The organism is Methylobacillus methanolivorans (assembly GCF_044751345.1).
In the GTDB taxonomy this organism is placed as follows: domain Bacteria; phylum Pseudomonadota; class Gammaproteobacteria; order Burkholderiales; family Methylophilaceae; genus Methylobacillus; species Methylobacillus methanolivorans.
Genome location: NZ_JBIWXY010000001.1, coordinates 916,611 through 942,917 on the forward strand (window position 1 = coordinate 916,611; position 26,307 = coordinate 942,917).

General features: G+C 52.0%; 27 protein-coding genes. 4 read left to right on the top strand and 23 right to left on the bottom strand.

From position 1 onward, the window contains the following. The first annotated feature begins 140 nt into the window (after positions 1–140). Entirely contained in the window at positions 141–743 is a 603-nt protein-coding gene (locus ACIKP9_RS04245; protein WP_230347456.1) for a peroxiredoxin, read from the top strand. 71 nt (positions 744–814) lie between these two features. On the opposite strand, the gene ACIKP9_RS04250 is transcribed toward ACIKP9_RS04245, so the two are convergent. The 23 genes from ACIKP9_RS04250 to ACIKP9_RS04360 form a co-directional block, all read right to left on the bottom strand. Continuing rightward, a complete protein-coding gene (locus ACIKP9_RS04250) occupies positions 815–1,036 on the bottom strand; it encodes a hypothetical protein (protein WP_400879708.1) in 222 nt (73 codons plus the stop codon). A 36-nt stretch (positions 1,037–1,072) separates the two neighbouring features. Next, positions 1,073–1,363, bottom strand: coding sequence for a sll1863 family stress response protein (locus ACIKP9_RS04255; RefSeq protein WP_400879711.1), 291 nt, complete (start codon positions 1,361–1,363; stop codon positions 1,073–1,075). Between the two features lie 74 nt (positions 1,364–1,437). Then, the gene (locus ACIKP9_RS04260) at positions 1,438–2,616 is read right to left on the bottom strand and encodes an O-succinylhomoserine sulfhydrylase (RefSeq protein WP_400879714.1); all 1,179 of its coding nucleotides are present in this window, start codon (positions 2,614–2,616) and stop codon (positions 1,438–1,440) included. A gap of 201 nt (positions 2,617–2,817) precedes the next feature. Beyond that, positions 2,818–4,353, bottom strand: a complete 1,536-nt coding sequence (gene purF / locus ACIKP9_RS04265; protein ID WP_400879717.1) for an amidophosphoribosyltransferase — start codon at positions 4,351–4,353, stop codon at positions 2,818–2,820. A 58-nt stretch (positions 4,354–4,411) separates the two neighbouring features. After that, the gene (locus tag ACIKP9_RS04270; protein WP_400879720.1) at positions 4,412–4,903 is read right to left on the bottom strand and encodes a CvpA family protein; all 492 of its coding nucleotides are present in this window, start codon (positions 4,901–4,903) and stop codon (positions 4,412–4,414) included. Between the two features lie 6 nt (positions 4,904–4,909). Beyond that, on the bottom strand, positions 4,910–5,602 hold the full coding sequence (locus tag ACIKP9_RS04275; protein WP_400879723.1) for an SPOR domain-containing protein: 693 nt from the start codon (positions 5,600–5,602) through the stop codon (positions 4,910–4,912). 25 nt (positions 5,603–5,627) lie between these two features. Further along, positions 5,628–6,929 carry a bifunctional tetrahydrofolate synthase/dihydrofolate synthase gene (folC, locus tag ACIKP9_RS04280; protein ID WP_400879726.1) on the bottom strand — a complete coding sequence of 434 codons (1,302 nt, stop codon included), beginning with the start codon at positions 6,927–6,929 and terminating at the stop codon, positions 5,628–5,630. Between the two features lie 15 nt (positions 6,930–6,944). Beyond that, positions 6,945–7,814 (bottom strand): acetyl-CoA carboxylase, carboxyltransferase subunit beta, encoded by an 870-nt coding sequence (gene accD, locus ACIKP9_RS04285; RefSeq protein ID WP_400879729.1) that lies wholly within the window; start codon positions 7,812–7,814, stop codon positions 6,945–6,947. Positions 7,815–7,920: 106 nt separating this feature from the next. Further along, complete coding sequence (gene trpA, locus ACIKP9_RS04290; RefSeq protein ID WP_400879732.1) at positions 7,921–8,727, bottom strand: tryptophan synthase subunit alpha; 807 nt, start codon at positions 8,725–8,727, stop codon at positions 7,921–7,923. Positions 8,728–8,740: 13 nt separating this feature from the next. After that, the gene (gene trpB, locus ACIKP9_RS04295; RefSeq protein WP_400879735.1) at positions 8,741–9,943 is read right to left on the bottom strand and encodes a tryptophan synthase subunit beta; all 1,203 of its coding nucleotides are present in this window, start codon (positions 9,941–9,943) and stop codon (positions 8,741–8,743) included. Continuing rightward, positions 9,930–10,553: a phosphoribosylanthranilate isomerase gene (locus tag ACIKP9_RS04300; protein ID WP_400879738.1), complete on the bottom strand. Its 624-nt coding sequence runs from the start codon at positions 10,551–10,553 to the stop codon at positions 9,930–9,932. The genes trpB and ACIKP9_RS04300 overlap by 14 nt, the downstream gene beginning before the upstream one ends. A gap of 78 nt (positions 10,554–10,631) precedes the next feature. Further along, positions 10,632–11,417, bottom strand: a complete 786-nt coding sequence (gene truA, locus ACIKP9_RS04305; RefSeq protein ID WP_400879741.1) for a tRNA pseudouridine(38-40) synthase TruA — start codon at positions 11,415–11,417, stop codon at positions 10,632–10,634. A gap of 64 nt (positions 11,418–11,481) precedes the next feature. Beyond that, positions 11,482–14,580, bottom strand: a complete 3,099-nt coding sequence (locus ACIKP9_RS04310; protein WP_400879744.1) for a FimV/HubP family polar landmark protein — start codon at positions 14,578–14,580, stop codon at positions 11,482–11,484. A gap of 165 nt (positions 14,581–14,745) precedes the next feature. Then, positions 14,746–15,858 (bottom strand): aspartate-semialdehyde dehydrogenase, encoded by a 1,113-nt coding sequence (asd, locus tag ACIKP9_RS04315; protein ID WP_400879747.1) that lies wholly within the window; start codon positions 15,856–15,858, stop codon positions 14,746–14,748. A gap of 56 nt (positions 15,859–15,914) precedes the next feature. Further along, a complete protein-coding gene (leuB, locus tag ACIKP9_RS04320) occupies positions 15,915–16,970 on the bottom strand; it encodes a 3-isopropylmalate dehydrogenase (protein ID WP_400879750.1) in 1,056 nt (351 codons plus the stop codon). Between the two features lie 77 nt (positions 16,971–17,047). Further along, positions 17,048–17,686, bottom strand: a complete 639-nt coding sequence (gene leuD / locus ACIKP9_RS04325) for a 3-isopropylmalate dehydratase small subunit (RefSeq protein ID WP_400879753.1) — start codon at positions 17,684–17,686, stop codon at positions 17,048–17,050. A 20-nt stretch (positions 17,687–17,706) separates the two neighbouring features. Then, positions 17,707–17,820, bottom strand: coding sequence for an entericidin A/B family lipoprotein (locus ACIKP9_RS04330; protein WP_400881854.1), 114 nt, complete (start codon positions 17,818–17,820; stop codon positions 17,707–17,709). A gap of 23 nt (positions 17,821–17,843) precedes the next feature. Continuing rightward, positions 17,844–19,250, bottom strand: a complete 1,407-nt coding sequence (gene leuC, locus ACIKP9_RS04335; protein ID WP_400879756.1) for a 3-isopropylmalate dehydratase large subunit — start codon at positions 19,248–19,250, stop codon at positions 17,844–17,846. A 75-nt stretch (positions 19,251–19,325) separates the two neighbouring features. Further along, positions 19,326–19,820 (bottom strand): YajQ family cyclic di-GMP-binding protein, encoded by a 495-nt coding sequence (locus ACIKP9_RS04340; protein ID WP_400879759.1) that lies wholly within the window; start codon positions 19,818–19,820, stop codon positions 19,326–19,328. Between the two features lie 275 nt (positions 19,821–20,095). Continuing rightward, positions 20,096–20,407, bottom strand: a complete 312-nt coding sequence (gene ppnP / locus ACIKP9_RS04345; protein ID WP_400879762.1) for a pyrimidine/purine nucleoside phosphorylase — start codon at positions 20,405–20,407, stop codon at positions 20,096–20,098. Between the two features lie 25 nt (positions 20,408–20,432). Next, positions 20,433–21,653, bottom strand: a complete 1,221-nt coding sequence (locus ACIKP9_RS04350; RefSeq protein WP_400879765.1) for an argininosuccinate synthase — start codon at positions 21,651–21,653, stop codon at positions 20,433–20,435. A gap of 40 nt (positions 21,654–21,693) precedes the next feature. Then, positions 21,694–22,614 (bottom strand): ornithine carbamoyltransferase, encoded by a 921-nt coding sequence (argF, locus tag ACIKP9_RS04355; RefSeq protein WP_400879767.1) that lies wholly within the window; start codon positions 22,612–22,614, stop codon positions 21,694–21,696. 19 nt (positions 22,615–22,633) lie between these two features. Beyond that, positions 22,634–23,812 (bottom strand): aspartate aminotransferase family protein, encoded by a 1,179-nt coding sequence (locus ACIKP9_RS04360; RefSeq protein ID WP_400879770.1) that lies wholly within the window; start codon positions 23,810–23,812, stop codon positions 22,634–22,636. Here ACIKP9_RS04360 and ACIKP9_RS04365 point away from each other — a divergent pair. The 3 genes from ACIKP9_RS04365 to ACIKP9_RS04375 all read left to right on the top strand — a co-directional run bounded on the left by ACIKP9_RS04365 (position 23,812) and on the right by ACIKP9_RS04375 (position 26,307). Beyond that, positions 23,812–24,066, top strand: a complete 255-nt coding sequence (locus tag ACIKP9_RS04365) for a hypothetical protein (RefSeq protein ID WP_400879773.1) — start codon at positions 23,812–23,814, stop codon at positions 24,064–24,066. The two genes, ACIKP9_RS04360 and ACIKP9_RS04365, sit on opposite strands and share 1 nt — an antisense overlap. 188 nt (positions 24,067–24,254) lie before the next feature. After that, positions 24,255–25,379 (top strand): aromatic ring-hydroxylating oxygenase subunit alpha, encoded by a 1,125-nt coding sequence (locus ACIKP9_RS04370; RefSeq protein ID WP_400879776.1) that lies wholly within the window; start codon positions 24,255–24,257, stop codon positions 25,377–25,379. A 64-nt stretch (positions 25,380–25,443) separates the two neighbouring features. Beyond that, positions 25,444–26,307: a DMT family transporter gene (locus tag ACIKP9_RS04375; protein ID WP_400879779.1), complete on the top strand. Its 864-nt coding sequence runs from the start codon at positions 25,444–25,446 to the stop codon at positions 26,305–26,307.

The following is a 26,307-nucleotide window of genomic DNA, read 5'->3' on the forward strand; positions in this document are numbered from 1 at the left end:
GCCCAGTGAGGCATCAAAGCAACCAGCAACTGCTTGGTCTTCAGCTTAATGATTGCAAAAATCTATTAGAATTTTATCGGGAGTTGCTTTAGGCTATTGTGCTTCGCATACTTCATTCAAACCTAAAAGGAGAAAACACAATGGCCGTTTTAGTTGGCAAACCAGCTCCCGACTTCACCGCTGCTGCAGTATTGGGCGACAATTCCATCAAGGAAGATTTCAATCTCTCCCAGTTCATCAAGGGCAAGCCAGCCGTTATCTTCTTTTACCCACTGGACTTCACTTTCGTCTGCCCTTCCGAGCTGATCGCATTTGATCACCGCCTGGAAGAGTTCAAGTCTCGTGGCGTTGAAGTGATCGGCGTTTCCATTGACTCACACTTCACTCACCTTGCATGGAAGAACACCCCTGTCGACAAGGGTGGCATTGGCAAGGTTGGTTACCCACTGGTAGCCGATATCAAGCACGATATCGCAAAGGCCTATGACGTTGAGTCTGACGGTGGCGTTGCCTACCGTGGCTCTTTCCTCATCAACAAGGATGGCGTTGTTGTTCACCAAGTAGTCAATGACCTGCCCCTTGGCCGTGATATCGACGAAATGCTGCGTATGGTAGATGCACTCCAGTTCTTTGAAGCCCACGGCGAAGTTTGCCCAGCAGGCTGGAAGAAAGGCAAGGCTGGCATGAGCGCTTCTCCTGAAGGCGTAGCCAAGTATTTGGCAGAAAACGCTTCCTCCCTGTAATCACAGCAGGAGCGTCATAAAAAAAACGGGACATCATGTCCCGTTTTTTTTATTTACTGATGGGCCATGCACTATTTCTTGCGTGCGCCCAATGCCACTACCGCAATACCTGCCACAATCGCGACTATCCCCAACACTTCAGGAATCGCCACATCGTTTTCAACCTCGGCAGTAGCTTTCAATGGCCCAATCTGTGCCACCGTTTCCTCTGTCGTAAAGCTGAACCCTTTGTAAACCAACGCCGCAGCACCCAATACAACCAGCAATACTCCAACGATTATTGATGTTTTCATTGTGGCCTCCTCGCCTGTAGTCAAGCAATTATAGAATTACTCGTTGAACTTCTTCCGAGCTTCTGCAATAGCGTGCTTAATAGCATCCCACGCCTCGTCGCTACCCTTCTTGAGTTCTTTCCAGGCCTCACCTGCTGAAGATTGAATCTCACCCAGTTTCAGCTTGGCATCTTCCCGCTTGTCTTTCAAGGTAGCAATCTGCTCATCATACTTGATGCGCAACTCAGCATCCGCCTTGCGCACCTTGGCCTCAAGCACATCAATATCAGCGCTCCATTCATCCAGTTGCGCTTTCAGCTTTTCAACGTATTCATCTTTCAAGCTCATATTGTTCTCCTTATTTGATCAATCAGGTTATATCCTAGCATTAGGACAAGCTCACGCTGCAATAGTGCCCCACTTTAATCCTGCGTACCGAGCCAGGCAAGGTCAGCCTTGAGATCATCGATATGCTCCAGTCCTACTGCAATACGCACCAAGCCGTCGCCTACCCCAGCGGCTGCCCTAGCTTCAGGGCTCACACGACTATGCGTTGTCGTCGCCGGATGCGTAATCGTGCTTTTTGCATCACCGAGGTTAGCCGTAATCGAGATCATCTTGGTCGCATCGATCAAATGCCAAGCGGCAGGTTGCCCACCCTTGACGTCAAACGACACGATGGCACCACCACTCTTCTGTTGCTTCTGCGCCAGCTCATATTGCGGATGGGAGGGCAATCCCGGGTAATACACGCGTTCGACACGGGGCTGTTGCTCCAACCATTGCGCCAGCGCTAAGGCATTACGCGCATGCGCTTCCATGCGCACATGCAAAGTCTCCAAGCCCTTGAGAAACACCCAGGCATTGAATGCGCTCATGGTAGGGCCTGCCGTGCGCAAAAAGCCATAGACTGGCTCCAGTACATCCTTGCGCCCTAACACCGCACCACCCAGGCAACGTCCCTGCCCATCGATATATTTGGTCGCGGAATGCACCACGATATCGGCACCTAGCGCCAAGGGCTTTTGCAATGCCGGTGTGCAGAAGCAATTATCCACGGCCAGCAAGGCACCTGCCTGATGGGCGATCTCGGCGACTGCTGCAATATCGCAGATTTCGGTCAATGGGTTAGAAGGGGTTTCCAGGAAAAACAACTTGGTATTAGGCTTGACTGCAGCCTTCCAGGCCTCCGGGTCTGAGAGCTGAACAAACGTAGTTTCCAGCCCCCAGCGCTTGAGAATATTGCTAAACAACTGCACCGAGGTGCCGAAGATGCTGCGCGAAGCAACCACATGATCGCCAGCGGAACACACGCCCATCACACACGCAAGAATGGCAGACATGCCCGAGGAAGTGGCAACACAAAACTCGGCACCTTCCAACGCGGCAAGCTTGTTCTGAAACATGGTGACCGTCGGGTTGGTGAAACGCGAATAGATATTGCCCGGCTCTTGACCGCCAAAACGCGCTGCCGCTTGAGCGGCATTTTCAAAAACAAAACTGGAGGTCAGGAACATAGCCTCGGAATTTTCACCAAATGGCGTATGCTCGCTACCTGCACGCACGCTCAATGTCTCTGCATGCCATTCATGCTGACTCATAACTTCTACACCTTCCCACCCACGTTGGGCTCAATAACAAAAAGGACGGGCATAAAAAAACCCGCTGTAGCACCTTGGCTAAAACGGGTTTTCAATGTCAACTCGCTTTAGCAGTATTTATATTGCGCCCGCAAGCTGAGTGCTACTACTCCTCAAATCGGCGCATGGATTGATATTAGTCCTGCCAGAGTGTGGCGTCAACTATACCAACTCCTCCTCTTCAGCTCCAACAAGGTTTAGATCAAGTTGGGTTGTCGAATTGGCAGGACGCTTTTTCGCCGCATCATCGCCTCGCACGGTTTCTGCGCGTGCCAGATAAGCTTCATCAATATCACCGGTAATATACTTGCCATCAAAACAAGAACAATCAAATACCTTGATATCGGGATTACTTTTTTGCACTGCAGCAATCAAGGCATCTAGGTCTTGGTAGATCAAGGCATCAGCACCGATCTCGGCACAGATTTCCTCATCGGTACGCCCGGTAGCAAGCAACTCGTGGCGAGAGGGCATATCAATACCATACACATTGGGGAAGCGTACTGGAGGTGCCGCTGAAGCAAAAAACACCTTGTTGGCACCGGCATCACGCGCCATTTGCACAATCTGCTGTGAGGTTGTACCACGTACGATGGAATCGTCTACCAACAATACGTTCTTGCCCTGGAACTCCATACCAATCGGGTTGAGCTTCTGGCGCACTGACTTCTTACGCAGCGCCTGACCTGGCATGATGAAAGTACGACCAATATAGCGATTCTTGATGAACCCTTCGCGATAGGTCAGGTTAAGCTTGTTTGCCAGCTCCAACGCGCTTGGACGGCTGGTATCCGGGATAGGAATCACCACATCAATCTTAAGATGCTTCCATTCCCGCGCAATCTTGTCTGCCAGGCTTTCGCCCATATGTAACCGGGTCTGGTAAACGGACACATTGTCGATCACGGAGTCGGGGCGAGCCAGATACACATACTCGAAAATACAAGGAGATAGCTGCGGCGCCTCAGCACATTGACGCGAGAATAAATTACCATCAAGGTCGATGAAAATAGCCTCACCTGGCTCGACATCACGCACCAGAGTAAAACCTAATACATCCAGCGCCACGCTTTCCGAAGCCACAATGTACTCGGTGCCCTGCTCGGATTCATTCTTGCCGATCACCAAGGGGCGAATACCATGCGGATCGCGGAATGCCAACAAACCAAAATTGGCGATCATGGCCACGACGGCATAAGCACCACGACAACGCTTGTGAACACCAGCAACCGCCTCAAAAATCATATCGGTATTGAGGACAGCGTTATGCGAGGAAGTCTCAATCTCGTGGGCCAACACATTCAGCAGCACTTCGGAGTCCGAGTTGGTATTGATGTGGCGCAAATCCTGCCTGAACATCTCCTGCTTGAGTTGCGCGGAATTAGTCAGATTACCGTTATGGCCCAACACGATGCCAAATGGGGAGTTCACGTAGAAAGGCTGAGCTTCGGCTGCGGAAGATGAACCTGCAGTCGGGTATCGCACGTGGGCAATTCCTGCGTTACCAATCAAGCTACGCATATGCCTAGTCCGGAATACATCTTGGACCAAGCCATTGTTTTTATGCATGAAGAAGGTATTGCCATCGCAGGTAACAATCCCCGCAGCATCCTGACCTCGATGCTGCAAGACCAGCAGCCCATCGTAAAGCAGCTGGTTAACTGGGTTTTTACCGACTACACCGATAATTCCACACATGAGCTATATGCCTTAAAAACGAAAATCTAGAGCAACTAGACAAGCCATTGGGCTCAATCTAGTCGTATTTAATATGTTTTGCAATATCCTGCGGAAACCAGGGCAACATGCTCACCACCATTGCCTCCAACGGCGCACTGAACATGGCATTCCGCCAACGCGGATCTTGCGGTAACGATGTCAAACCGCCCAACAACACCAAGGTCAGTACAATCACCAATCCCTTGGCAAATCCAAAAAGGCCACCCAGCCCACGATCCAACGCACTCAAGCCTATGGTCTTGAATATCTGCGCGATCGCAATAGCAAGTAGGCTACATACCAATAATGTGGTCAAAAATAAAATTAAAAAGGCGGCAAGGAATTTTAATTCTTCAGCCGGAATGGAATCAGGCAACATTGCCGACACTTCTACCGTATAAAGCTTTGCTACGACGAATGCAATCACCCAGCCCGCCAATGCCAACACCTCGCGTACAAATCCTCGCATCATGCTAAGCAGGACAGAAAGCCCAAGAATCACCAGCACTGCATAATCAAAGCCCGTCATTGATGACTATTTATTGCTGATGACCATCCCGGACAAGCCGGCTGCCTTCACCTTGGTCAATGCCTGCTCTGCCGCCTCGCGGCTAGCAAAAGGGCCAATACGCAAACGGGTTTTGTCGCCACTGGCGGTAGGAATCATTTCGGTATGCGATTTCAAACCTTGACCAGATAGCTTGTCCTGCAAATTCTTGACGTTGATAGGATCGGAGAAAACTCCAATCTGCACCAAGAAGCTACCCGCATTAGCTGGCTTGGTTTCCACCGGCTTTTGTTTTTGTGATTCAGGCTTGGAAGGCTCTACTTTGGCGGCAAGCTGCTTAGCCTCTGGCTTAGCAGCTTCCTTCTTGACTGGTGGCTCTGGCAATACAGGCTTGACAGACTCCTGCTTGGGAGCTGGCTGTACAGGGGCTGCCTCGAAATCGGGCTCGTTATCGGATGGCTCTGGTGCCGACAATACCGGTTCAGAAATGATTTCCTCAACCGGTTCGCCTTGTGGGGCTACTTTGGAACTAAATTCAGGGCCATCCTGACTGGGAATATTAATGGCGATTTCCTGCGGAGGCACTTTGCTACTACGATCATCCAACACCATAGGCAAGATGGTGACCATCAATAATACTAGTGCAACCGCACCTACCAGGCGCCTACGCGCACGTTTCTTGAACTGAAGTTCCTGATCACTCGACTGGTCAGATGCCATCAAAAATCCTACTATCCTTGTTGAATCAGTGCGTTGCTATCTTTTCACAAGCCGCCATATCAAGCTCGCGCATGATATCGGCCACAGTGAAGAATGAACCAAAGACGATAATTCTATCATTTTCGCCTGCTTCGTTACAGGCTTGCTGATATGCTGCCTTCACATCCGCATGCATCACTACATAGGCGTCAGTAGCTTGGGCTTTTACATATTCATGCAATTGCTCGACCCCGGCACCTCGCCCATGTGTCACCCTGGCGATGTGCCAAACATCAATATGTGGCGCTACCGCTTGCACCACTCCCGCAATATCCTTATCACCCAGCATGGAAAATACCGCCAGGGTGCGCCCTGCCACTGGGTATTGCGCTAGATTCGAAGCCAATGCTCCGGCAGCATGAGGGTTATGCGCGACATCAAGCACCACTTGAGGCTGATGACGGCAGATCTGGAAACGACCGCTCAGAGCAACCCGTTGCAGACCCTGCTGCATATGCTCCAACGTAACAGGCAGCGTTACCAGTAGCGCATCAACGGCATTAATGACACAAGCTGCGTTATTAAGTTGAAACTCACCTGCCAAAGCGGGCCACGGTAGTGCATACTCGTGATCGGGTGATTGGTATAGCCATCCAGAGGCTTGTCGTTTAAAGCTGAACGCATGCCCGATCAGGCGCAAGTCTGCGCCACTGTCATTGGCATACGATGAGAGAGATAATGGTGGATGATCATCACCGCATATTGCCGGAATACCAGGACGGAATACACCCGCTTTTTCCCGACCAATACACTCTCGATCATTACCAAGAAAATCCATATGATCAAGATCAATACTGGTGACAATGCTGCACACCGGAGAAAACACATTCACAGCATCCAGCCGCCCACCGAGGCCAACTTCCAGAATGGCAATATCCACATTGGCTGCGACCATACTCCAGACAGCGGCCAATGTACCAAACTCGAAATAGGTTAAAGCAGTTTCACCGCGTGCTTGCTCAATCGCCTCGAATGCCTCGACCAGCACGGCATCCTCGACCTCTACCCCGCCAAGCCGCACTCGTTCGTTATAGCGCACGAAATGAGGCGATGTGTAACAGCCAGTCTTGTAGCCTGCAGCTTGATAGATGCTTTCCAGCATGGCACAAGTTGAACCCTTGCCATTGGTGCCTGCGACGATCACGATAGGAAACTGTGGTTGCAGCCCCAGGCGCTGGCGCACCAATTCGACGCGCTCCAGCCCCATTGCGATGGAGGCCGGATGCAGGGCCTCTATGTAGGCAAGCCAGCCCGCGAGATCACGAGTAGCAGGTAAAGAAGATGTCACAGAAGCTCGAATAATTTATGCAGCGCTCGCGGGAAGTCGCATCATGCTGGACATCAAGGTCGCTAGCTTGTCGCGCATTTCTCGCCTATCCACAATCATGTCAATGGCACCATGCTCCAAGAGGAACTCAGCGCGCTGGAATCCTTCTGGCAGGGTTTCACGCACCGTCTGCTCGATCACGCGAGGGCCAGCGAAACCAATCAAGGCTTGAGGTTCAGCAATGATCACGTCACCCAGCATGGCAAAGCTGGCAGACACGCCCCCCATGGTAGGGTCGGTCAATACCGAGATATAAGGCAAGCCAGCTTTACCCAACTTTGTCAGCGCAGCGCTGGTCTTGGCCATTTGCATCAGGGAGAACAAACCCTCTTGCATCCGCGCACCACCACTGGCAGAAACACAGATGAATGGTGTGCGGTTATCAATGGCAGCTTGAACGCCACGTGCAAACCGCTCACCAACGACAGAGCCCATGGAACCACCCATGAACTTGAATTCAAATGCAGCAGCAACCACACCCACGCTCTTGATGCTGCCTTGCATCACGATCAATGAGTCAGTCTCTTCCATCTCAGTTTGTGTAGCCTTCAAGCGGTCAACATAGCGCTTGCTATCTTTGAACTTGAGAGGGTCAACAGGCTGTACCTCGGCACCAATCTCCGAGCGCCCTTCTGGGTCGAGCAGGAAATTCAAGCGTGTACGTGCAGAAATACGATTATGGTAAGAGCACTTGGGGCAAACTTCAGCATTACTTTCCAAATCAGTACGATAGAGAACCGCCTCACAAGAAGGGCACTTGCTCCATAACCCTTCCGGGACGGTCTTGCGGTTATTGCCCACCGGGCGATTGATCTTTGGAGGCAGAAGTTTTTGCAACCAGCTCATGGTTTATCCTTTATTCAGACATGAAGCGACCAGGCATCAGGCTGGTAACGCTTATGTTCATTTAGCGTTCAATGTGCCGGGCCATCACCTGCCCGACCTTCAATGATTAATGCGTTGCTGCATCAATGGCGGCACGCAAAGTTTGCGTCAAACTCACCACATTGCTTAACAAGTTATCTTCAGTAGAGCTTTCGATTTCCTGGATCATGCGGCTGCCGATCACCACGGCATCCGCCACCTCCGCCACCGCCTTGGCAGTAGCAGCATCCCGCACCCCGAAACCTACACCAATCGGCAAGTCTGTTTGCGTACGAATCGCCTTGACCTTGGTCCCCACTTCGACAATATCGAGATTCTTGGAGCCTGTGACACCCTTGAGCGACACATAGTAAACGAAGCCAGCGGCCTGTTGCACAATCATGTCAACACGGTGAGTGTCGGAAGTTGGAGATAGCAGGAAGATAGGATCCAGTTGCTGTGCTTTCAACAGCTGCACAAACTCGCCGGATTCCTCAGGTGGATAATCCACCGTCAACACACCATCCACCCCCACTGCACGGGCACGCTCGGCAAATTTCGCCTGCCCCATGGCTTCTACCGGGTTGGCATAGCCCATCAGGACAATAGGTGTTTGATCATCTGTGAGGCGGAATTCGCGCACCATCTCCAGCACATCACCCAAGCCTACCTTGTGCACCAGCGCCCGCTCAGTCGCACGCTGGATGGTGGGGCCGTCTGCCATGGGGTCGGAGAATGGCACGCCAAGCTCAATGATATCGGCACCAGACTGCACCAAGGCATGCATCAACGATACGGTATGCCTAGGATGAGGGTCACCAGCGGTGATGTAAGGGATGAGAGCTTTTTTGCCTTGCGCCTTGAGCGCCGAGAATGTTGCTTGAATACGTGACATGTGAAGCACCAAGTTACAGGGTAATGCCAGCCAGGCCGGCTACAGTGTTGATATCCTTATCGCCACGCCCGGACAGGTTAACCAGCAAGACCTGATCAGGCGACATGGTGGCTGCCAGCTTCATGGCGTAGGCCAATGCATGGCTGGATTCCAACGCGGGAATAATGCCCTCGGTACGACACAAGGTATGAAATGCATCCATGGCCTCATCATCCGTCACCGCGACATATTCGGCGCGCTTGATATCTTTAAGCCAAGCATGCTCAGGACCAACACCAGGATAATCAAGGCCAGCCGACACAGAATGGGTTTCCACAATCTGGCCATTCTCATCCTGCATCAGGTAGGTACGGTTGCCGTGCAATACGCCAGCAGGGCTGTTGGCAGTCAAAGGTGCAGCATGTTTGCCGGTTTCGATGCCATGTCCGGCAGCTTCCACGCCAATCAAGCGCACACCCTCAACATCAATATAAGGGTAGAAAATACCCATGGCATTGGAACCACCACCAACGCAAGCAATGACGGCATCAGGTTGGCGGCCAATCATTTCCTGCATCTGTTCCTTGGCCTCAATACCGATTACCGCCTGGAAATCACGTACCATCATGGGATAAGGATGCGGGCCAGCGACTGTACCGATAATATAGAACGTATCGGAAATATTCGTGACCCAATCCCGCATGGCTTCATTCAGCGCATCCTTGAGAGTCTTCGAGCCACTTTCTACCGGCACGACAGTGGCACCCAGTAACTTCATGCGGAATACATTGGGTGCTTGGCGCTTCACATCTTCCGCCCCCATGTAAACGACACACTCCAGGCCAAGGCGGGCCGCAATAGTAGCTGTTGCCACGCCATGCTGGCCTGCTCCCGTCTCGGCAATCACGCGCGGCTTGCCCATGCGTTTAGCCAACAAGGCCTGCCCGATGGTGTTATTTACCTTGTGCGCGCCAGTATGGTTCAAGTCTTCTCGCTTGAGATATATCTGGGCCCCACCGATTTTTTTGGTCAGGCGCTCGGCATGATAAACCGGGCTTGGGCGACCAACAAAGTGCTTGAGGTCGTAGGCGAATTCGGCAAGAAACTCCGGATCATGGCGATAACGCTCGTACATGACGCGCAATTCTTCCAGCGCCTCCACCAATGTTTCGGCCACGAAAATACCACCATACGGGCCAAAATGGCCACGCGCATCTGGCATGTCATAAAGCTGCATTCTGTACTCCTTGCATGAACGCGGCGATCTTGGCCGCACTCTTGATTCCTTTGGACTCTTCAACACCACCACTGACATCTACCGCATAGGGCCGCACCTGGCGAATCGCCCCTGCTACATTATCAGGAGTGAGCCCACCTGCCAGCACGACCGGAACTGGCAATTGCTGCGGGATCAAGCTCCAGTCAAAGACATGACCTGTACCCCCCGCCACACCAGGCAAAAAGGCATCGAGCAATAAGGCGCGGGCATCTTGGTATTGAGTGGCGTATTGTAGCAAATTTGTATCGTCCCTGACGCGAACTGCCTTCATATAAGGCAGGCCATATAGACGGCAAGCATCAGGTGACTCCTCGCCATGAAACTGTAATAGGTCTAGCTGAACTTCTGCGAGCACAGTGTTTATTTCATCAGGCATGGCATCCACAAACAAACCGACGCTACTGACAAAAGGGGGCAAGGCAGCCACAATTGCTGCGGCGCGCTGTATATCAACATTTCTGGGGCTTGGTCCATAGAACACCAGACCAATGGCATCACAACCATGCGCGACCGCAGTCAGCGCATCTTCAACACGGGTGATACCACAGATTTTGACGCGAGTTCTCAAGCTGATAATACGCCTGTCATAGAAAGGCGCTAGGGTACCTGAAAATCGCGTCTAATGGCACAAAAATCCCGCCAAACCTCAAGCAATTCCAAGCTGCAATTTACGCTCAGCACTAGGTAATCCCCACCGCGCATCATAGCCAACCCCTGTGAGATAAAGGCCATCAGGAGCAAATGTGGGTGGTGAAAGTGTGCGGTCCCGGGCAGCGAGCAACTCGGCCATAAACGCCGGAGGATATTTCCCTTTGCCTATATACACCAGCGCCCCCACCATATTGCGCACTTGGTGATGCAAGAAGGCATTGGCACAAAAATCAAATACCAAACTACTGCCAAAAGCGTTCACCGAAGCTTGATGCATCGTTTTCACCGGTGATTTTGCCTGACACTCCGCTGCACGAAACGCGCTAAAATCGTGCTGCCCGTGTAAATAAGCAATAGCTTCCTGCATGGCTTGCAAATCCAGTGGTTGATGAAACCACCCTGCCTTCCCTGCCATCACCGCAGGGGCTACTGGCTGATTAACCAACCAGTATTGATAACTGCGCTGATAGGCATCAAATCGCGCATGAAATTGTCCATCGACCTCGACAGCCCATAACACGCGAATCGATCGCGGCAGTTTGGTATTCACGCCGCGCACCCAAGCATTGCATGGCCTTATTGCCGTCGTATCGAAATGAACCACCTGGGATAAAGCATGCACCCCGGTATCAGTACGCCCGGCCGCCGACACCTTGACACGATGACCCGCCATCGCAGACAAAGCCAATTCCAGCGCATCTTGTACTGTCTGACCATTGGGCTGGCTCTGCCAGCCACAAAACCCAGCACCATCATATTCAATACTTAATGCCAACCTCATCCATGTCTACCTGATATGAAAAAAGCCGGGCAACTCCCGGCTTTGTATTGCAACGCTAGTTGCCTCAAGGGAGATTATCCAGAATGGATTGAGCTTTTTGTTTCTGCCGTGGACCACCTTCATTGAGGATTTCCTCCAGCAACTCACGCGCACCCTCGTTATCTCCCATATCCATATAGGCGGTGACGAGATCGAGCTTGGTATCAACGTCAGGAGACTCATCCATTTCACTCTCAGGCTCGGTTGACCCTGCATGCTCATCTGCCACATCCAGACTAATGCCGGAGAGGTTGATATCACTAGCTGTGGGTGTTGCAGCCACTTCGTCATCAATCTCCAGATCAAAGTCCGGGAATACAATGCTTTCCTCGCCAGCCCCTTCTACCTCTGTAGCAGCTTGAGTGTCGCCACCTAAATCTATACCAGCAAAATTGAAGCTAGGCTCATTGGTTTCTGGTGCGCTATCTGCCTCAACTTCCGGATCTGGCACAGCCTCACCTGCCTTGGGTAGTTCAGGCAACTCATCGGCATCAGACAAAACATTATCCGCTGCTGCATCATCAGAGAAGCTGATCTCCGGCAAATCAAAATCAATATTCGGCAAGCCATCATCATCCGGCGAATCACCCACTTCGGTAGCAGAGGTTTCAGCAGCAGGAGCAGATAACTCAACCGCAGGCAATTCAATTTCTGGTAGATCCAGATCGACATCAGGTGTTTGCAAAGGCTCATCAACTACAGTCTGGCTATCGATTTCATCCAGCTCAGGAATGAAGAACTCAGGGACTGCCGTTTCTTCCGCTTGCCCTTCATCACCATTCGATTCAGCAGACAACTCAGGCAAGTCAAAGTCAGGGATAGCTGCATCAAGCTCTGCAATATCCAATTGCATACTGTTTTCTGCAGGTGGCTCTGGCAGATCAAGCGTGAAATCCATGCTGTTTCCAGCATATTGATCAGCAGTTTCTTCCGCTTGATCAGGCTCAGCAACAGCCGTATCCAGATCAAAATCTAATGCTGGAAAATCCTGCTCATCGCCATTGTCTTCATCGGACCCAGCAAGCAAAGTATCATCCAGGGATTGATCTTGCTCGCCATCATCATTCATCAAGCCCGCAGTAGCGGCGACCGCAGCCCCCGCCAATATCGCACTATCAAGGCCAGCACTGGTTTCAGTTGACTTTTGCTGCACAGCCTCATTGGCTTGCGCGGCACCGAGCACTAAAGGAGCACTCGCCTTGTCAGTGATGTTATCTTCGGAGTACAGAGGATTCTCTGGTTCCAGCTTGCGCCCCATCGCTGCAACCTTGCCCCAGACAGGATCGGCAGCACCCAGCGTGGTATACATTTCGCCAGCAACGGTTTCAAACGCAGAGGTATCATTGCGAGCAGCATAAATCTCGAGCAACTTGAGGTGCAATTCATGACGCTGCGGCTCCTTGACGATCGCGTCCTTGAGGATTTCCTCGGCCTGGGCATCACGCCCATATGCCATATACACCTCAGCTTCGGCAATCGGGTCAACATCGTGCGTATCGATCATGCCGCCGGTATTCTGCGAGAAATCATTCAGGAAAGAGGTATCTCCCGTATTCACGGTAGCACCAGCAGTGTTACCAAATACCGTATTAGGCTTGAGTCCACCTGCGGTCAGGATGCCTTTCTCGAAACTATCCAGCTCACGCTTGCGCTTGTTACGCATGTACAACCAGCCACCAAGCAGCAAAAGTATGCCACCTCCAGCCAGCGCCAATGGTAATGGGTCGTCGCCAACCAGCTCATCGAAAAGGCTAGGTTCCTCTACCGGCGGAGCAACTGGTGCAGGCTGGTTTTGAGGTTTGACAGGCTCCACTGCATCACCAGCCGCCGCTGCATCCGGCTTACTTTCTTCGACTGTAGGCTCTGTCGCTACTGTAGTATCTTCAGGCTCTGGCTGGGGCTCAGGTTTAATCTCAGCAGGTTCTGGCGGTATTGCAGGCTTGGCGGCAGGTTCATCTGCATTCTGCAAATTGGCTAATGCCTGGTTCTTGATCGCCAACAACTTCTGCATGTCGGCAATTTGCTTTTCCAGCATCGCAGTCCGCTCAGCTGCCTCTTTCAGGCTCTTATCCTTGGCAGTTAGCTCTTCCTGCATCGAGTTCAGCTGTGCCTGATTTGCATTGTTGCTTGACAACCTGACGACATCACGCGGGCCTGCCGCAGGTGGCGTTGCCCTATCAGTCGCAGGAGTCGAAATACGTCCAGAAGCAGATTGTTGAGCGCCACCATCGGTGGAGGGTATGGATTCAGCAGCCAAGTCCGCCAAGCGATTGCGATAGGCATTCCAATCAGAGGTTTGTACCTTGACCTCGCGCGTGGCTTCGGCAGGTGCGACCTGTTGTAGCTCACTCGCACTAGGTACACGCAGAATCTGCCCTACCTTGAGGCGGTTCATGTTCTTGCCGGCAAACGCATCCTCGTTAGCGCGATACAGACCAACCAGCATTTGATCAAGACTGACGCCTTGCACTTGATGCTCACGCGCGATCGCACTCAAGGTATCGCCGCGAGCAGTGGTGTAATGTGGTGCTGAAGTATCTGGCACAGGCGTAGGTGCGGGCTTAGCCTGGGGTCGAGTCGGGGTTGGAGGAACTGGGGCACTACGTGATGGAGCCGTATTAACAGCTGACTGGGCTTGCTTGGGCACTTCAGCAGGCACAGGAATAGCAGGCGCGGCACTAGGGGGTAGCTGCACCCCGTTATACACTTGCGCCTGGTTATTGTAGCCAGGAGGATCTAGCAATACCGTGTATTCGCGCAACAAACGCCCAGTTGCCCAATCGACCTGAATCAGCATATCAAGGAAAGGATCGCTGATCGCCTGCGATGAGGTGAGCTTGAGAACCGGCACACCATCAGCACGTTTGCTGACCGCTACCTTGATGGCATTATGAATTGCAGTACGCTCTACTCCCTGCACATTGTAAGCTTCCTGCGGTGCAATCCCTGCAGAGAGCGAAGCCAATTCATCTGGCGTTGTAGAAAGAAGTTCAATCTCAGCAGAAAGTGGCTCACCAAGTCCGGATGTCACGGTCAAGCGGCCAAGGCCAGCAGCCTCACCCATCATTGGCACAAACGCCAACAACACCGCAAGCGCGACCCCTTTAAATTTGGACTTATGCACTATTCCACCCTTATCAACTTTAAATAGCATTATTAAGCTAACATCAATTAGTTACGGTTTCAAGCTAATACATCGCTTTACATTCCCAATGTTAGCCCAAGCTTCATGGGGCCGGCAGCACCCCATTAGGCAAAACAGCAAGGGCATCAGCGCTAATTAATACAATCAAGCCTCGACCAGGATGCGCAGCATGCGGCGCAATGGCTCTGCAGCGCCCCACAAGAGCTGGTCACCTACCGTAAATGCAGAGAGATATTCACCCCCCATGCCCATTTTGCGCAAACGGCCCACTGGTGTTTGCAAGGTGCCAGTCACGGCGGCAGGGCTTAGGCGCTTGACGGTTTCATTACGCTCATTCGGCACCACTTCTGCCCAGGCATTTGCTTCTGCCAACATGCCCTCAATTTCATTCAACGGCACGTCCTGCTTCAACTTAATGGTCAGTGCCTGTGAATGGCAGCGCATGGCCCCGATGCGTACGCACAAGCCATCAATCACGATAGGATTGGCATCGCGACCCAGGATCTTGTTGGTTTCAGCCATGCCTTTCCACTCCTCCTTGCTTTGCCCATTCCCCAGATCCTTGTCTATCCATGGGATCAGGCTGCCAGCCAAAGGCACACCAAAATTATCCACCGGAAAATCTGCGCTACGCAGGGTATCTGCCACCTTGCGGTCAATATCGAGGATGGCAGAAGCAGCATCTTGCAGCTCAGTAGCGACGCCAGCGTGCACTACGCCCATTTGGCGAATCAATTCACGCATATTTTGCGCACCTGCACCTGATGCCGCCTGATAAGTCATGGAGCTTGCCCAATCCACTAGGTTTGCCTTGAACAAGCCATTCAAGGCCATCAGCATCAGGGAAACCGTACAGTTACCGCCTATCCAGTTACGAACACCTGTCGATAGAGACTGCTTGATCACATCCAGGTTAACCGGGTCCAGGATAATGACGGCATCTTTCTCCATCCGCAGTGTAGAAGCAGCGTCAATCCAGTGCCCCTGCCAGCCATCCGCGCGCAACTGAGGGAATATCTCGCTGGTGTAGTCGCCACCCTGGCAAGAAACGATGATGTCCATAGCTTTGAGCTCGGCAATAGCCTTGGCATCCTTGAGCGCAGGCGTATCGCGGCCAATCGCAGGGCCTGCGCCACCAGTCTGTGAGGTCGTGAAGAAGATAGGCTCAATATCCTGGAAATCACCCTCTGCGATCATGCGCTGCATCAGCACAGAACCCACCATACCGCGCCAGCCGACAAACCCTACTTTGAACATCGTCTCTTCCTGGTTAAATGGCCTTATACAGGCCTATCATTGTGTTTGATTGATGATTATAGCGCTGCGACAACCGCATCACCCATTTCGCTGCACTTGACCTTGTTAGTCCCCTCAGTCCAGATATCGGCAGTGCGATAACCTTGCTCCAAGGCTTTCTTCACGGCATTTTCCACGCGCAGTGCATTGGCTTCATCATTAAAGGTGTAGCGCAACATCATGGCAGCGGAAAGGATGGTCGCCAATGGGTTGGCAATATCCTTGCCTGCAATGTCGGGAGCGGAACCATGGCTAGGTTCATACATACCCTTGTTGTTCTGGTCCAGCGAAGCAGAAGGCAACATACCGATGGAACCAGTCAGCATAGAAGCTTCGTCGGAAAGGATGTCGCCAAAAATGTTGCCAGTCACCATGACATCGAACTGCTTGGGAGCGCGAATCAACTGCATGGCAGCATTATCCACATACATGTGGCTAAGCTCGACATCCGGATACTCCTTGGCGACTTCTATCATCACCTGACGCCAGAGTTCGGTGGTTTCCAGCACATTGGCCTTATCCACGGAACACACCTTCTTGTTGCGCTTTTGCGCGATGCTGAAGGCCACATGCGCAATGCGGCGAATCTCGGATTCGCTGTAACGCATGGTATTAATACCTTCGCGCTCACCATTTTCCAGAGTGGAAATGCCGCGTGGCTGACCAAAGTAAATATCACCAGTCAGCTCACGGACGATCATGATATCCAGGCCTGAAACCACTTCTGGCTTCAGGGTAGAAGCAGAAGCAAGTTCTGGATAGAGCAAAGCAGGACGCAGGTTTGCAAACAGGTTTAACGCCTTGCGGATGCGCAACAGGCCGCGCTCTGGGCGCTGGTCACGTGGCAGGCTATCGTATTTCCAATCACCCACGGCACCCAACAACACAGCATCAGCTTCCTGTGCCAGCTTTAATGTCGCTTCGGGCAAAGGATCACCTGCTGCCTCGTAGCCAGCGCCACCGATCGGTGCCTCATGCAACTCAAGGTTGAGGTCTAGCGCCTTCAGCACCTTGACAGCTTGCGCAACGATTTCAGGACCGATGCCGTCGCCCGGCAATACCGCAATCTTCATAAACGTGTTCCCAGATATTGATTTGATGTAAACAGGAGCAAACCCATGCTATTCAATGGAATACCATGGGCCAGGATTTAGTTGAACAGCCAGGGCTGCGTTGCCTTGTGCTTGGCTTCAAATACCTTGATGTCATCGACATGCTGCAAAGTCAGGCCAATATCATCAAGGCCATTCAAGAGGCAATGCTTGCGGAATGGATCAATCTCAAAACCGTAGCTATCGCCAGCTGGTGTTTGCACGGTCTGTGTCTGCAGGTCTATCAATAACTGATAGCCTTCCTTGGGCTCCGCTTCCTTGAACAAGCTATCGACAATCGCTGCATCGAGCACGATCGGCAAAATGCCATTCTTGAAACAGTTATTGAAAAAGATATCCGCAAAACTCGGGGCGATAATGGCGCGAAAGCCATAGTCAAGCAAAGCCCATGGCGCATGCTCGCGGCTCGAACCACAGCCAAAATTCTCTCGCGCCAGTAACACGCTGGCACCCTGATAACGAGGGAAGTTGAGCGGAAAATCAGGATTCAACGGACGCTTGCTATTGTCCATGCCTGGCTCGCCCTGGTCGAGATAACGCCACTCATCGAAGGCATTAGGGCCAAAGCCTGCACGCTTGATGGATTTCAAGAATTGCTTAGGAATGATGGCATCGGTATCGACATTTGCGCGATCCAAGGGAGCCACCAATCCATTCAATTGGGTAAATGCTTGCATATTGTTCCAATAACGATTCGTTACTTGCTTGATTTCTGTATGGCTTCGCCAGCCTTCTCAATATCCTTGCCCACTCCATTGATGGTATTACAGGCCATCAAAGACATCGCCAATAGTGCGAGTACTGCCATCATCCAAATTTTTCGCATCATCACACTCAATTCAACAATTGGCGTACATCAACGAAATGTCCTGTGACAGCGGCAGCAGCAGCCATTTCCGGGCTGACCAGGTGAGTACGGCCACCTGCGCCCTGACGTCCCTCAAAGTTACGATTCGAGGTCGAGGCACAGCGCTCGCCGGGCTCCAGGCGATCAGCATTCATGGCAAGACACATGGAGCAACCTGGCTCGCGCCACTCAAAACCAGCTTCCTTGAAAATCTTGTCCAGGCCTTCATGCTCAGCTTGTTCCTTGACCAAGCCAGAGCCAGGCACCACCATGGCCAACTTGACGTTGGGTGCCACATGCTTGCCCTTGGCCACAGAAGCCGCGGCACGTAAATCCTCAATCCGCGAGTTGGTGCAAGAGCCAATGAATACCTTATCAATGGGGATCTGCGAGATCGGTGTATTGGCCTGCAAGCCCATATACTGCAAGGCACGCTCCATGCCGCTACGTTTGGTCGGATCGTTTTCCTTGGCAGGATCCGGCACGATGCCGTTAACAGCAGTCACCATTTCAGGGGAAGTACCCCAGGTTACCTGCGGTTCGATCTCTTCCGCGCGCAACTCTACGACAGCGTCAAACTTGGCACCCTCATCAGTATGCAATGTGCGCCAGTAAGCAACCGCAGCATCCCATTGTTCAGGCTTGGGCGCATAGGGGCGACCCTTGACGTAATTGATCGTGATGTCATCGACAGCGACCATGCCAGCACGTGCACCGGCCTCAATCGCCATATTGCACAAGGTCATACGCCCTTCCATGCTCAGGCCACGGATGGCAGAACCCGCAAACTCGATGGCATAACCAGTACCACCCGCAGTGCCCATCTTGCCGATAATCGCCAGCGCAATATCCTTGGCCGTCACACCTGCTCCAAGCTGACCTTCCACCAACACTTGCATGGCCTTGGATTTTTTCTGCACCAAGCACTGAGTCGCCATCACATGCTCAACCTCGGAAGTGCCAATACCGTGTGCCAATGCGCCAAATGCGCCATGGGTACTGGTGTGAGAGTCGCCACAGACCACAGTCATGCCCGGCAGGGTTGCGCCCTGCTCCGGCCCCATGACGTGCACGATCCCTTGACGGGCATCACCCATCTTGAACTCGGTCACGCCAAAGTCACTACAGTTCTGGTCCAGGGTTTCCACTTGCAAGCGCGAAATCGGGTCGGCAATACCTTGGCTACGATCAGTCGTCGGCACGTTGTGGTCAGGCACTGCCAGCACAGAGCTGATGCGCCAAAGCTTGCGGCCAGCCATCTTCAGGCCTTCAAATGCCTGGGGACTCGTGACTTCATGCACCAAGTGGCGGTCGATATAGATCAACGCGGCACCGTTTTCCTCACGCACCACGTGGGAATCAAATAATTTGTCGTAAAGCGTTTTGGCTGACATACGATCTTTCTGAAACTAAACCTGCTTAAATACTTTGTTCAACGCGACACTAGCAACAATGGTTGAATCGGCCTATCAATCGCGGAAATTGCCGAACTGCAAAGGAAAATCCGTAATGGATTTACGCGCAAAGGCAATCGCCTCTTGCAGCACATCGCGCTTGGCACCGGTCACACGCACCTCATCGCCCTGGATGCTCGCTTGCACCTTGAGACCACTATCCTTGAGCAACTTGACGATTTTCTTCGCCAATTCGCTATCGATACCAGCCTTGATCTTCAACACCTGCTTCACCTTGTTGCCAGAAATTTTCTGCACATCCTGGTGATCCAACCGCTTGGCGCTATCGGCCTCTTTCTTTTCCATTGCAGGCAGCAAGATGGCCTTGATCTGGTCCAGCTGAAAGTCAGAATCACCATGTAGCGTGATCTGATTGTCTTTTTCGTTCAGCTCGACATTGGCACTGGTGCCCTTGAAATCATAGCGGTTGGTGATCTGTCGACCGGTAACATCCACTGCATTTTTCAACGCAACCATATCGACTTCAGAAGAAATATCAAATGAAGGCATCGTTTTCCATCCTCATCTCAATCCGCTCCAATGTGGCAGGCATCATTCGCATATTGCCCTTAGGAGCATCGTCACTCACTTCATCCAACAAAGTGGGCACTAAAAATCAAACACTGGTACTCAAATCAGCTATTGCTGCAAACTATCCAGCATTGCGCGTAAATTGAAAAACGCCCCGCGCTTGGCGTTGCGTTTTTCCACTGGAAGCCACAAACGGCTGCCTACTCTCGCTTCATTGATATCACCTGGGCAATATCAACTCACAACGGGCACGTTTACTCAAAATGGCAAACGTAATCCAGCGTTTCCACCGTTTCGATATCGAAGCTGGAATTGCCCGGCACAGTAAACTTCTCGCCTGCGCTGTAAGTTTTCCATTCGGTTTCACCGTTGAGTTTAACCTTGCAGACACCACCATTGATTTCCATCAACTCAGGGGAACCGGTATTGAACGTCAAGGTGCTGGGAAAAATCACGCCGACTGTCGCACGTGTACCGTTAGGGAACAGCACAGTATGGCTGACACACTTGCCATCAAAATACACATTGGCTTTTTTCTTGACACTGATATTGTCGAACTGGGCCACGATGCTTCTCCTAAAATGCTGTTAATTATTTCTTGTTGCGCAGGTTTGCGGCAATCCGCATCCGCAACGCATTCAACTTGATGAAGCCACCTGCATCGCAGTGATCATAGGCACCGGCATCATCTTCAAATGTCGCAATTGTCGAATCAAACAATGAATCCGTCTTGGAATCGCGACCAGTGACGATGACATTACCCTTGTACAGCTTGACGCGTACCCAACCATTCACGGTTTTTTGAGTGTGATCAATCAGCGTTTGTAGCGTCACACGCTCAGGGCTCCACCAATAACCGTTATAAATCATGCTGGCATAGCGTGGCATCAGATCGTCCTTCAAGTGCGCCACTTCGCGGTCCAATGTGATGGATTCAATCGCGCGGTGCGCCTTGAGCAAGATAGTACCGCCCGGTGTTTCATAGCAGCCACGTGACTTCATGCCCACATAGCGATTTTCCACCAGATCAAGACGACCAATACCATGCTTACCGCCCAAGCGGTTCAATTCAGCCAGTAACTCATGCGGCTTTAATGCCTTCCCATTCAATGAGATGGGGTCACCATTACGATATTCAATATCTAGGTACTCGGCTTCGTCCGGTGCCTTTTCTGGTGACACAGTCCAGCGCCACATATCTTCTTCTGCTTCCGCAGCTGGGTCTTCCAGGTGACGTCCCTCATATGAAATATGCAGCAAGTTGGCGTCCATACTGTATGGGCTACCGCCCTGCTTGTGCTTCATTTCAACCGGAATACCGTTTTGCTCAGCATAAGCCAGCAGCTTTTCACGGCTGAGCAGATCCCATTCGCGCCATGGCGCAATGATCTTGATATTAGAGTCCAGCGAGTAAGCACCCAACTCGAAGCGCACCTGGTCATTGCCCTTGCCAGTTGCCCCATGAGAAATCGCATCTGCCTTGGTTTCATGCGCAATCTCGATCAAGCGCTTGGCGATCAGTGGGCGTGCAATCGAAGTACCCAGCAGGTACTCGCCTTCGTAGACGGTATTGGCACGGAACATCGGGAAGACGAAATCGCGCACGAATTCTTCGCGCAGATCGTCAATATAGATTTCCTTTACGCCAAATTTCTTGGCCTTCTCACGCGCAGGCTCCAGCTCTTCGCCTTGGCCGATATCCGCAGTAAACGTCACCACTTCACATTGGTAGACATCTTGCAGCCATTTCAGGATCACGGAGGTATCCAGGCCGCCGGAGTAAGCCAGCACGACCTTCTTCACATCACTCATTTGACGGTTTCTTTCTCAATTAAATCCAGTTCACCCAGGCTTATGCCTGTACTTTGCCCAACAACAAGTATTCCATCAGGGCCTTTTGCGTATGTAGACGGTTTTCCGCTTCATCCCACACCACGGATTGAGGCCCATCGATCACATCAGCAGTCACTTCTTCACCGCGATGCGCTGGTAAACAGTGCATAAACAAGGCATCCTTGCCTGCAATACGCATCATGTCTGCATCGACTTGCCAATCATGGAAATCGCGACGGCGCTCTTCATTTTCGGCTTCAAATCCCATCGATGTCCAGACATCGGTCGTCACGAGGTCTGCACCACGTGCTGCCTCCATCGGATCGGTAAATTCTTCGTAATGGTCAGTACCATAAAGATTGGCGCGCTCAGGCTCAACCTCGTAACCAGGCGGTGTGGAGACGTGCACATTGAAATCCAGCACTTCAGCAGCTTGTAGCCAGGTATTACAGACGTTATTTGAATCACCAATCCAGGCGACCGTCTTGCCCTTGATTGAACCGTGGTGCTCGATATAAGTGAAAATATCGGCCAGTATCTGGCAAGGGTGGTATTCATTGGTCAGCCCATTGACTACCGGCACACGCGAATTTGCAGCAAAGCGCTCAATGATCTCCTGCTCAAAGGTACGGATCATCACAATATCGCTCATGCGCGAGATGACCTGCGCAGCATCTTCCACCGGCTCGCCACGCCCAAGCTGGGAGTCGCGGGTATTGAGATAGATGGCGGAACCACCCAACTGCTGCATACCTGCCTCGAAGGACAAGCGAGTACGAGTGCTGGCCTTTTCAAAAATCATCACCAGGGTGCGATCTGTCAGTGGCCAGTACTGCTGGTAGGCCTTGAACTGCTCCTTGATCCAGCGCGTCCGGTCAAAGATATGCGCTAGCTCATCCGCATTCAGGTCATTGAACTGTAAGAAGTGTTTGATTGCCATAGCGTTTTTATTCCCGCGACTAAGCAAGGAATTTCTTGATTAAAGGTGTCAGTGTATCTACCAATTGTTGCGCTTCTGACTCGCTCATGATGAGCGGTGGCAACAAGCGAACCACTTTATCTGCTGTTACATTGATGAGCAAACCAGCTTCCAGCGCTTGCTTGACCAGGCCACTACATGGCCTGTCTAGCTCCACCCCTATCATCAGGCCCGCATTGCGGATGACACTCACACCAGCCACGCCTTGCAGGCTGGTTGCCAATGCCTCACGGATGTAATTACCCAGCTGCTCGGCATGCGCTAGCAAGCCATCAGACTCGATAATCTCCAGCGTTGCCAGGGCTGCTGTGGAAGCGAGTGGATTGCCGCCAAAGGTAGAGCCATGCTTGCCATATGTAAACACTTCTGCCGCAGCACCTCGTGCCAAACACGCACCAACGGGCACACCAGAGCCCAAGCCCTTGGCAAGGGTCATCACATCAGGCACAACATCGGTGTGCTGGAAGGCAAACCAGGTACCGGTACGCGCCACGCCGCTCTGTACTTCATCCAACATCAGCAACCAGCCATTGGCATCGCAAATCTCGCGCAAGCCGCTGAGATACGCCGCGGCATCGCGCGGCACATTGATACCGCCCTCGCCCTGAATAGGCTCCAGTAGGATAGCCACAACATTCTTGTTGCGTTGAGCCACTTGACGAACTGCCTCAAGATCATCAAAAGGCACACGGATAAAACCACTCACCAAGGGCTCAAAACCGGCTTGTGCCTTGCGATTGCCAGTAGCAGACAGCGTCGCCAGGGTACGACCATGAAAAGCACGCTCCATGACGATAATTTCAGGGTTTTCTACCCCTTTATTATGCCCATAAAGCCGCGCAAGCTTGATGGCAGCCTCGTTGGCCTCGCAACCGGAGTTACAGACAAACACATTATCCATGCCGGAAATTGCGCACAACTTATCTGCGAGCTTGCCCTGCTCTGCAATGCCATAAATATTCGAGACGTGGATCAATCGGCTAGCTTGCTCACTGATAGCAGCTACCAAGCGAGGATGGGCATGACCCAAACCATTCACCGCCACCCCGGCCAGTGCATCAAGGTAACGCTTGCCTTCGGTATCCCACAACCATGCACCTTCACCTTTGGTGAAGGTCACAGGTTGGCGGGCGTAGGTATTCATCAAGTGTTCAGACATTGCAGTATCTAGCCTCTAGGTTCGATCAAGTTTTAAAGCTCAAAAACAAAAACGGCGGCACCAGCCGCCGTTTACAGCATGACGCGGCACTCTCAGCGGACGAGCGCGCGCTTTTTCAGCAGTCGAATGGCTGCCAACAGAGCAATACCAGTTGCTACCTTGCGCACTACAGTCTTCATGAGATCACCGTCGAGAATCTTAAAATGGAAACCCGGCTTAAACTCACTGCAGTGCCGGATTTTGCTCAACCTTGAAGCGACTTAATACTTTTCGCTTCAAGGGATTGAGAGTAGCGTAAATCCTGAGTTTAGGCAAGAATTGGTAATAGGATTTATGCAGCAAATACCCGCTACACTGCAGGATGGGTTTCAAATTCCTTGAGTTTAGGGCAAAATCTAATGTTCGCTTGAATTCAAGGCGTCAATTCACAACACTGCACTATATGGTATCGCTAGCCTCTGTGACCAAGCTGCCCGCCCAGGGCCACGATTCGCAATTCAGCACCCAGTTACCGGTCTCCTGGTACACGGATCCCGCCATTTATACGCTTGAACAACAACACCTGTTTGCCCATGCTCCGCATTATATCGGGCACGAGCTGATGGTGCCTGAGGTTGGCAATTATCACAGCCTTTCGTGGATGAATGACGCCAAGGCGCTGATCCGCAATGAAAGTGGCATTGAACTGATCAGCAATGTCTGCCGCCACCGACAAGCACTGATGCTCAAGGGTAGCGGCAAAACCAAGAACATCATCTGCCCGCTACACCGCTGGACTTATGACACCCACGGCACATTGCTGGGCGCGCCACACTTCAAGGAAAACCCCTGCTTGCACCTGAACACCTCCTCGCTGAAAAACTGGCAAGGGCTGTTGTTAGACAGCAAGCGTGACATTGCACAAGATTTAAAAGCACTTGGTTGCAAGCAGGATTTCGACTTTACCGGTTACATGCTGAACCGAGTCATGGTTGACGAGTATCATTTCAACTGGAAAACCTTTATCGAGGTTTATCTGGAAGACTACCATGTTGGCCCCTTCCACCCGGGCCTTGGCCACTTCGTCAATTGTGATGACCTCAACTGGGAATTCGGTGACTGGTATAGCGTGCAGACCGTAGGCGTGCACAAGGCCCTGCAAAAATCCGGGTCACTCATCTACGACAACTGGCACAACGAAGTGCTGCGCTACAACCAACAACAAGCGCCCAAATATGGGGCAATCTGGATGGTGTATTACCCATTCCTCATGATCGAGTGGTACCCCAATACGCTGGTCGTCTCCCACATCATTCCACGCGGGCCGGATGCCTGTACCAATGTTGTCGAGTTTTACTACCCAGAAGACATCGCACTCTTTGAAGAAACCTTCATCGCTGCACAACAGGCTGCCTATACCGAAACTGCCGTGGAAGACATGGAAATCTGCCAACGCATGCACGATGGACGCCGCGCGCTGGCCTCTCAAGGCATTGATGAACGCGGCCCCTACCAGCATCCGATGGAAACTGGCATGCAGCATTTCCATGCGTGGTTACACAGGCAACTCGACCCTCACCTGAAATAAGCCTTTAGGCAAACGCTTGCCTGCTTAATCTCTGCAGCCTGCATGGCAGGCCGGAAGGAAAATTTTGAATCTACCCAGACTTGGCAGCCTATGGATGCTAGTGGCTGCCTTTTTCTTTGCCATCATGGGCGTACTCGTCAAGTTGGGAGCAGAAAAATTCAGCAGTGCCGAGTTGGTATTCTACCGCTCCCTGTTTGGCCTATTGTTTATCTTTATTGTCACGCAATTGCGTGGCGGCTCACTCAAGACCAAGCTCATTAATACGCACATGAAGCGTGCGATTCTTGGCTTTGCATCGCTGATCTGCTTTTTCTTTGCCATCAGCGAACTGCCGCTTGCCACGGCTATCACACTGAATTACACCTCGCCCTTGTTTCTTGCCATGGCGATGCCGTTCATGCTGCATGAAAAGCCACGCAAGCTCCTGCTCTTAGCGGTTGTTATCGGTTTTATTGGTGTCACCTTATTGCTCAAGCCCAGCTTGCATGTGGATGAACTCATCGCTGGGGCAATTGGTTTGTTATCGGGCGCAATGGCGGGTGTTGTCTATCTCCACGTCACACAACTTGGTCGTGCGGGAGAACCAGACTGGCGTACCGTGTTTTATTTCACACTGGTATGCACCATTGGTAGCGGGCTCTGGATGCTGTTCTACCACTTCACACCGCCTGATTGGCAAGACCTGCTCGTGCTACTTGGCTTAGGTGCATCAGCCACCATCGCTCAACTTGCCTTGACCCGCGCCTATCGTACGGGCAGCCCGCTGGTTGTGGGTAGCCTGGCCTATACCACGGTAGTGCTTGCCAGCCTGTTTGGTATCTTGATCTGGGGAGAAACCCTATCAGCTGATCGCTGGCTTGCGGTTGGCCTCATCATCTTGAGTGGCATCATCAGCGTATGTGCCACGCCCAGGCAAAATAAAGGTTAA

Coding starts and splice junctions, on each gene's coding strand:
- ACIKP9_RS04245 (WP_230347456.1), top strand. CDS start 141: ATGGCCGTTTTAGTTGGCAAACCAGCTCCCGACTTCACCGCTGCTGCA.
- ACIKP9_RS04250 (WP_400879708.1), bottom strand. CDS start 1,036: ATGAAAACATCAATAATCGTTGGAGTATTGCTGGTTGTATTGGGTGCT.
- ACIKP9_RS04255 (WP_400879711.1), bottom strand. CDS start 1,363: ATGAGCTTGAAAGATGAATACGTTGAAAAGCTGAAAGCGCAACTGGAT.
- ACIKP9_RS04260 (WP_400879714.1), bottom strand. CDS start 2,616: ATGAGTCAGCATGAATGGCATGCAGAGACATTGAGCGTGCGTGCAGGT.
- purF (WP_400879717.1), bottom strand. CDS start 4,353: ATGTGTGGAATTATCGGTGTAGTCGGTAAAAACCCAGTTAACCAGCTG.
- ACIKP9_RS04270 (WP_400879720.1), bottom strand. CDS start 4,903: ATGACGGGCTTTGATTATGCAGTGCTGGTGATTCTTGGGCTTTCTGTC.
- ACIKP9_RS04275 (WP_400879723.1), bottom strand. CDS start 5,602: ATGGCATCTGACCAGTCGAGTGATCAGGAACTTCAGTTCAAGAAACGT.
- accD (WP_400879729.1), bottom strand. CDS start 7,814: ATGAGCTGGTTGCAAAAACTTCTGCCTCCAAAGATCAATCGCCCGGTG.
- trpA (WP_400879732.1), bottom strand. CDS start 8,727: ATGTCACGTATTCAAGCAACATTCTCGGCGCTCAAGGCGCAAGGCAAA.
- trpB (WP_400879735.1), bottom strand. CDS start 9,943: ATGCAGCTTTATGACATGCCAGATGCGCGTGGCCATTTTGGCCCGTAT.
- truA (WP_400879741.1), bottom strand. CDS start 11,417: ATGAGGTTGGCATTAAGTATTGAATATGATGGTGCTGGGTTTTGTGGC.
- asd (WP_400879747.1), bottom strand. CDS start 15,858: ATGTTCAAAGTAGGGTTTGTCGGCTGGCGCGGTATGGTGGGTTCTGTG.
- leuB (WP_400879750.1), bottom strand. CDS start 16,970: ATGAAGATTGCGGTATTGCCGGGCGACGGCATCGGTCCTGAAATCGTT.
- leuD (WP_400879753.1), bottom strand. CDS start 17,686: ATGCAAGCATTTACCCAATTGAATGGATTGGTGGCTCCCTTGGATCGC.
- ACIKP9_RS04330 (WP_400881854.1), bottom strand. CDS start 17,820: ATGATGGCAGTACTCGCACTATTGGCGATGTCTTTGATGGCCTGTAAT.
- leuC (WP_400879756.1), bottom strand. CDS start 19,250: ATGTCAGCCAAAACGCTTTACGACAAATTATTTGATTCCCACGTGGTG.
- ACIKP9_RS04340 (WP_400879759.1), bottom strand. CDS start 19,820: ATGCCTTCATTTGATATTTCTTCTGAAGTCGATATGGTTGCGTTGAAA.
- ACIKP9_RS04350 (WP_400879765.1), bottom strand. CDS start 21,653: ATGAGTGATGTGAAGAAGGTCGTGCTGGCTTACTCCGGCGGCCTGGAT.
- argF (WP_400879767.1), bottom strand. CDS start 22,614: ATGGCAATCAAACACTTCTTACAGTTCAATGACCTGAATGCGGATGAG.
- ACIKP9_RS04360 (WP_400879770.1), bottom strand. CDS start 23,812: ATGTCTGAACACTTGATGAATACCTACGCCCGCCAACCTGTGACCTTC.
- ACIKP9_RS04370 (WP_400879776.1), top strand. CDS start 24,255: ATGGTATCGCTAGCCTCTGTGACCAAGCTGCCCGCCCAGGGCCACGAT.